The 7,949-nt window shown below is 33.8% G+C and carries 4 protein-coding genes; 1 reads left to right on the forward strand and 3 read right to left on the reverse strand.

Going from position 1 to position 7,949, the window contains the following annotated elements; translation table 11 throughout:
* Positions 1-172 precede the first annotated feature (172 nt).
* Both adhE and gtfA read right to left on the reverse strand, forming a co-directional pair.
* Positions 173-2,812, reverse strand: a complete 2,640-nt coding sequence (gene adhE / locus RWL86_RS03640) for a bifunctional acetaldehyde-CoA/alcohol dehydrogenase (RefSeq protein WP_399534390.1) — start codon at positions 2,810-2,812, stop codon at positions 173-175.
* A gap of 188 nt (positions 2,813-3,000) precedes the next feature.
* Complete coding sequence (gene gtfA / locus RWL86_RS03645) at positions 3,001-4,443, reverse strand: sucrose phosphorylase (RefSeq protein WP_314077227.1); 1,443 nt, start codon at positions 4,441-4,443, stop codon at positions 3,001-3,003.
* Between the two features lie 155 nt (positions 4,444-4,598).
* Here gtfA and RWL86_RS03650 point away from each other — a divergent pair, with 155 nt between their 5' ends.
* Positions 4,599-6,122 carry an AMP-binding protein gene (locus RWL86_RS03650; protein ID WP_314077228.1) on the forward strand — a complete coding sequence of 508 codons (1,524 nt, stop codon included), beginning with the start codon at positions 4,599-4,601 and terminating at the stop codon, positions 6,120-6,122.
* A gap of 82 nt (positions 6,123-6,204) precedes the next feature.
* Here RWL86_RS03650 and RWL86_RS03655 read toward each other — a convergent pair.
* Positions 6,205-7,949 (reverse strand): G5 domain-containing protein (locus RWL86_RS03655; protein ID WP_314077229.1); only part of this gene is annotated, 1,745 nt, incomplete at its 5' end.

Consider the following 7,949-nt stretch of genomic DNA (forward strand, 5'->3'; position numbering starts at 1 on the left):
GTTTCCTCCTTTAATCCTCACTGACTACTTCTATTCCTTCAACAGTATACCACAAAACTGTATTAAAATAAACTCAACAACTGTATCAGTCTTCCCTCTGAATAATAAAATTTTATATAAAGAAAAAGCGTAATAGTCCGAAAACTATTACGCTTGATATTTGTTTAATGGATTATTTTAAACGTCCTGGACGAGCTGCGTAACCATAGTATGCATCAGCAAGAATTTCTTCCATATGAGCTACCATTGGTAAACGAGGGTTCGCTGGTGAACATTGATCTTCATATGCTAACAATGCGATTTCATGGATTGTTTCTTTCCATTCTTTTTCATCTACACCTTGAGCTTTGAAGTTCATTTCAATTCCTACACGTTCTCCTAATTCATAAACAGCTTTTGCTAAAGCATCTACTGCTTCTTCTGGAGTTGATGAAGGTAATCCTAACATTCTAGCAATGTCTTGGAATTTTTCATCTGCACGGTAGTAGTTATATTTAGGCCATGTAGCTGCTTTAGCTGGGCGAGTACCATTGTAACGGATAACATATGGAAGTAAGATTGCATTTGTACGTCCGTGTACTGTATGGAAGAATCCACCAACTTTGTGAGCCATTGAGTGAGACATTCCAAGGAATGCATTGGCAAATGCCATACCAGCCATTGTAGAAGCATTATGCATTTTTTCTCTTGATACGAAGTCTCCATTTTTAACTGAACTTTCTAAGTTTTCAAATACTAACTTGATTGCTTGTAAAGCTAAACCATCAGTGTAGTCATTTGCTAATGTTGAAGTATAAGCTTCAACTGCGTGTGTTAATACGTCCATACCTGTATCTGCTGTAACAAATCCTGGAACTGTCATAACTAATGCTGGGTCAACAATCGCAATTGTTGGAGTTAATGAGTAGTCCGCTAATGGATATTTACGGTTATTAGCTTTATCAGAAATAACGGCAAATGGAGTTACTTCAGAACCTGTACCTGAAGTTGTTGGAATACCAACATATTTAGCTCTTTCACCTAATTCAGGGAATTTGAATGCACGTTTACGAATATCCATGAATTTTTGTACTAAATCACGGAAGTCAATTTGAGGTTGTTCGTAGAACATCCACATAACTTTAGCAGCATCCATTACAGAACCACCACCAAGAGCTACGATTGTATCTGGTTCAAATGATTTCATAATTTCAGCACCACGGTTAACTGTTGTGATATCTGGATCTGGTTCAACATCTGAGAATACTTCATAAAGTACTTTGTTAGGGCGTAATTCTAATTGTTCAATCACACGTTGTAAGAATCCTAAGTTAACCATTTGTTGGTCAGTTACGATCATTACACGGTGTACATTTTTCATTTTTTGTAAGTATTGAATTGAATCACGTTCGAAATAGATTTTCGAAGGAACTTTAAACCATTGCATATTATTTCTACGTCTCCCTACTTTTTTGATATTTAATAGATTCACAACGCTTACGTTATCACCAACTGAGTTACGTCCATAAGAACCGCAACCTAATGTTAGAGATGGAATGAAGGCATTGTAAACATCCCCGATACCACCAAATGTAGATGGAGCGTTCCAGATTACACGAATTGCACGAACAATACGTCCGAATTCTTTCGCTAAATCAGCATCTTCTGTATGAATTGCTGCAGAGTGTCCTAAACCGTTAAATTCAACCATTTGTCTTGCTTTCTCAACACCATCTTCACGAGATTCAGATTTTAAGATTGCAATTACTGGAGATAATTTTTCACGAGTTAAAGGTTCTTTTTCCCCTACTTCGCTACATTCAGCTGCTAAAATGTTTGTTCCTTCTGGAACTGAGAATCCTGCTTGTTCTGCAATCCATGCAGCAGGTTTACCTACGATATTAGCGTTTAACTTAGCGCCAGCACAGTTTTTGCTGTTAGCTTTTACACCAAAGCAGAACTCTTCAAGTAATGCTTTTTCTTTTTTAGATACAAAATAAGTATGGTAGCTCTTTAATTCTGCTACAAACTCATCATAAATTTCTTTATCAATAATAGCTGCTTGTTCTGAAGCACAAACCATTCCGTTATCGAATGATTTACTCATTACAATATCGTGAGCAGCTTGACGAATGTTTGCAGATTTTTCAACATATGCAGGTACGTTACCAGCACCTACCCCTAAAGCAGGTTTTCCGCATGAATAAGCTGCTTTAACCATTGCGTTACCACCTGTAGCAAGGATTGTTGCAATGCCATCATGATTCATTAAAGCATTTGTAGCTTCGATTGATGGGTGTTCAATCCATTGAATACAGTTTTTAGGTGCTCCAGCTGCAATCGCTGCATCACGAACGATTTGAGCTGCATGAGCTGAACTCTTTTGAGCTGATGGATGGAATGCGAATACGATTGGGTTACGTGTTTTCAATGCAATTAATGATTTGAAAATCGCTGTTGATGTTGGGTTAGTTGTTGGTGTAATACCACATACAACCCCAACTGGTTCTGCGATTAATGTTAAACCTGTTACTTCGTCATCTTCAATAACTCCAACGGTTTTCGTATGACGCATATTATGAACTACGTGTTCACATGCAAATAAATTTTTAGTCGCTTTATCTTCGAATACTCCACGACCAGTTTCTTCTACAGCGTGTAAAGCTAACACACCATGTTGATCAAGAGCTGCTACTGATGCTTTAGCTACGATATAGTCAACTTGTTCTTGATTGAGCAATCTAAATTGTTCTAAAGCTACTAGCCCTTTCTCTACTAATTCATTCACTTCTTTTTGAGAGTCTACTACTTTTTTCTCTTCAGTCACTGTGATTTCCTCCGTTGCTTGTTATTTTTATCACATAGTTATAATAACAAATTTTCTTCATTTTGTAAATAGCAGAAAACAATTTTTTTAAAAGAAAATTGTTTCGCTAAAATTGAAAATCTATTTTCATAACTATTGTTATATACGTAAAAGTGAATATAAAGAGGAGAAATTTCTCCCCCTTATATGGAATTTTATAATTGAATAGTTACACCATTTTCTTCAATCGTAAATTCTTTTGTTGCTAAATTTGCTACTAGACGAGCTTTTGTTTGTTGATCAGCACTTGAACGAACAATTTCGATCGTTGATTCATCTGGAGTTGAAATTTCAATTTTTCCTTCCAAATCAAATGCTTTTGAAGTATTTCTAAAGCTTAATAATGATAGTAATTGTTTGACAACTGGTCGCTCAACTTCTTTTTCAATTTCTTCTAATGTATAGTAATGACGATTAATATTACGTCCTTCTTTTGTTGCTTCAAGAAGTTCAATATCATTTTCCCCTGCTAATAATCCTACATAATAAATTTGAGGAATCCCAGGAGCAAAACATTGTAAAATTCTTGATAGTAAGTAACTAGCATCATCATTTCCTAACGCACTATAGTAAGTGCTATTAATTTGATAAATATCCAAGTTATTGTATTTCTCACTAGAATACACTCTCTTAACATTTGCTCCAACTTTATACAATTGTTCTGAAGTATAATCTAATTCTTCATCTGTTAATAAATCTCTTGCATCTACAACACCAATTCCATCATGTGTATCTAATGTTGTAAATTGTTTCATTGGACTCATTTTTAACCAATTTGCAAGTCGATTTGATTTCCCACTATAAAGTGAATATAAAACAACCATTGGTAATGCAAAATCATATACAAAATAATCATGATCTGCAATTTTCATTTGAATAGAATAATGTTCATGAATTTCAGGTAATAATTCTACTTGATACTTTGCAGCTTCCGCTCTTACTTCATCTAATAAATCCCAAATTTCTGGTTCTACAAAGAAATCATTTGTATCTAATTTTTTTACAGCATAGGCAAAAGCATCTAAACGAATTAAGGAACATCCGTGACTTGCCATATCTTTAATCGTTTCACGAATAAATTCTTTTACAATAGCCTTATTCACATCTAAATCAATTTGTTCTTCGCCAAATGTATTCCACACTTCTTCTGTTGTATCATCTTCAAAATGAACTGTTTGGAAAGGTGCTTTATCTTTTCTCTTATAGATTAAATCGATATCTTCTTGTGTTGGACGTCCAGGAGGGAAAAATTCATGGACACGAATAAACATATCTTTATAAGGAGAATTTTCATGATTCTTTTTAAAATCTTGGAAAAATTTTGATTCACGAGAAATATGATTAATCATAAAATCAAACATTAAGTAATATTGCTCTCCTAATGCATCAACATCTTCCCAGCTTCCTAAGTCTGGATCAACTGTCGTATAATCACTTGGTGCAAATCCTCTATCACCTGTTGAAGGGAAAAACGGAAGTAAGTGTACTCCTCCAATTGATTCTTTAAAGTAAGTTTCTAAAACATATTTTAGATCCTTCATGTTTTTTCCTAAGCTATCTGAATAAGTTATCAGCATTGCTTCGTTTTTAATTTGCACATTTATCAACTCCTATTCTACCGGTGTTAAACCGGTTGCATACGTGTATTTTACCAAAAATTAAAACGTTTGCATACTAGTATGCATAAATTTTTTTGCAAGTTTTATATCTCTCCTGTATACTAGATAAAGACTATTTTTGAAAGGATGTTACTATGTCTACCATTTATGAACACGAACCTTTACACTTATATAAAAATTATGAGAAAGCTTGGTCTGACTTTCCAAATACAAAAATTTATGTTGATCAAGTGTTATCTGCTTTCCCTGAATTTGGATTAGAAACTACGTATCAAGAAAGTTTGAAATTTATTCAAAAACGTGCCTTTCAATTAGCTAGTTTAGGAATTAAAGCAACAGAAAAAGTAATGGTATACAAATCTTCTGCTGTCGATACTTATTGGTTAGCTTGTGCCATCTCTTATTTAGGAGCTATTCCTGTCATGACTTCTGCTCATCTTCCTGCTACCATTATTGATACATTTTTTAAGCGATTAGAAGATGCTTGGTTAATTTACGATGATGAAACAGCAGAAAAAGTGATGCTTTTACAAGAAAAAAATAAAGCGAAGGCTCTTTCTATACAAGAAATCCAAGAACAAATTGAAACCATTACCCCTTTCATTTCTCTTGATACAAATGAGATTAGTTATATGACACACACTTCTGGTACAACAGGCATTCCTAAACTAATCGCACACTCAGCTAATAGCATGGGATGGCGAACTGCTTTCCAAAAAAGTATTTTTTCAAAAATGGAAGAAAAAGAATTGCTAGCTTTTCATATCTCTCCGGTACATTCTCGATTTAATATTGGAATGTCTTCTTTAATGAGTTTAGGATTTTCTTACTTAGCGATTAAAGATCCTAGTATTCAAAATATCGAACATTTACTGCAACGATACCAACCAATTGGAATTGAAACGCATCCAAATAATTTTGTTCAATGGGCTACTCTTGCTAAAAATCGTCCAGAATTATTTGAATATACTCGTTACTATCACTCGACATTTGATGCGATTAATAAGGAAACTATGGCTACATTTTTAAAAACGAATCACAAGAAAAATGGTATCTATTTACAAATTTATGGACAAAGTGAATGTGGACCTGCCATCGTTCGTAAACACACATTAGAATCATTACCAGGAATAAATATCCGTAATATGGGGATTGGATTTGAACATTTTACAAAAGCAAGAATTGCAACAAATGACGGAACACTTCTTCCAACGAATACTCCAGGAAATATTCAATTATATTCTAAAGGACGAGCATTAACTTACTTCAAAGAAGACAATCGATTCCAAGAAAATGTATACGATGAATGGTGGGATACTGGTGATTACGGGCTTATCAATGATAAAGGTGAATTGCTCCTTCATGACCGTCAAGTAGACTTAGTAGAAACTTTGGAAAGTACACTAGCTATTGAAGATTATTTACTAGACCATCTACCCTTCCTGGAAGAAGTCGTCATTATTCGTGATAACCATGGCTATCCTCAACCAATTGTAGCTATTGCCGATGGAGAACTCTTCCAAAATGAATTATGGTTTAATGCTATTGAAAATTTACCTCATCTAAATGAACCAATTATGATGGAATACGAAAAAATTCCAAGAACAGCAACTATGAAAGTTCAACGGCGTGAACTAGAACAATTGTTGTTTCATTAAAATTTTAACCAAAACATCAAAAGAGACTTCCGTATCAACGAAAGTCTCTTTTACATTTGTAAAAATTAAAATCATCAAATATTTATTTATCTTTTGATTTTTTACGTTTTAAAACAGTAGTTAAAACTCCAACTCCTGCCAAAACAGCGACTGTTTCAGCTATTAAAATTCCATTATTCCTTGAAGTTTCAGTATGTTCTACTTCCTCTGTTTTAACTTTTTCATTTGGTACTTCAGAATTACTCTTTTCTTCTGTACTCGTTTCAGCTTCAGTAGTTGATTTCACTTCTAATTCTTCATTTTTTGTTGCTACACTTTCCACTTGAGTGGTTTCTTTAATAGAGACATTATCAGTAAGTAAAATCTCATTTAAATTGTTTGGTAAATAATGATTAAATGGTATTACTGTTTTTTCATACTCTACCTTTTCAACTTCTCTTAAACTATATACGTTTGAAACTGTTTCTGTTATTTTATCTACCTTATGAACCAATAAATAATCAATAACAGGTAATACTAATTCTTTTTCAGAAGCAATTGGATTGAATCCTTCTAATTTATTTGTATTTCTTTCAATTGTTTCAGAATTAATCTTTGATTCTTTGTTTACTTCAACTGGAATCTTCTCTTCTGTATTTTCAATCAATTCTTTATTATTTTTTGGTACTTCTGGTGATAAAGGTTCATCTGTTTTCACAACTTCTTCTGTTACTGTTGGAGTTAGTGTACCATTTGTTGGATTTACTGTATATGTTGTCATTTCTTTAACAACATCATTTCCTTTTTTGATGTATTTTTTTTCATCTTTGGCAGGTACTTTCACAACAGTTTCTGTAGCTGGTACTACAATTGGTTGTCCTTCTCTTGGAATAAGGTTTCCATTTTCTGGATTCACTTCATAAGTTGTCGTTACTGTACTTGTACCTGTTGTGCCAGTTTCTGTGATGTTTGCTTCACCTTTTTCTCTTGTTGAATCTTTTTCATAACGGATTGGAGATTCAATTGGTGTTACAACATCTGTATTTTTCGCTCCATCTTTTTTCACAACTTCTTCTGTTACTGTTGGAGTAAGTGTACCATTTGTTGGATTTACTGTATATGTTGTCGTTTCTTTAACAACATCATTTCCTTTTTTGATGTATTTTTTTTCATCTTTGGCAGGTACTTTCACAACAGTTTCTGTAGCTGGTACTACAATTGGTTGTCCTTCTCTTGGAATAAGGTTTCCATTTTCTGGATTCACTTCATAAGTTGTCGTTACTGTACTTGTACCTGTTGTGCCAGTTTCTGTGATGTTTGCTTCACCTTTTTCTCTTGTTGAATCTTTTTCATAACGGATAGGAGATTCAATAGTCGTTACAACAACTGTATATTTTACTCCATTTGGACTTACTATTTCTTCTGTAACAGTTGGAATTAATATCCCAGTATCAGTATTCACATCATACGTTGTTGTCTTCTTAACAATATTGTCACCGTCTTTTAAATACTCTACTTTGGCTTTTGCGCCGACTTTAATAATCGTTGGCTGTGCTTCTTCAACAACTGGATTTCCTCGATGCTCTATGGCTTCTCCTGTTGTCGCATTTACAGTATACGTTATTGTGACTGTTCTTGATCCATCTCGTCCTTCTATTGTGACATTTGGTGTATCTTTTTCTCGCTTGTCATCTTTTTCATAACGAGTAGTTTTTGGAATCGTTGTGACTTCTACTTTGTCTTTTGCGCCATTTTCTTTATACACTACTGTTTTTTCACTCGGCGTTACAGTTCCAGTATCAGTATTCACATCATACGTTGTTGTCTTCTTAACAATATTGTCACCGT

The organism is uncultured Granulicatella sp. (assembly GCF_963515095.1).
GTDB lineage: Bacteria > Bacillota > Bacilli > Lactobacillales > Aerococcaceae > Granulicatella.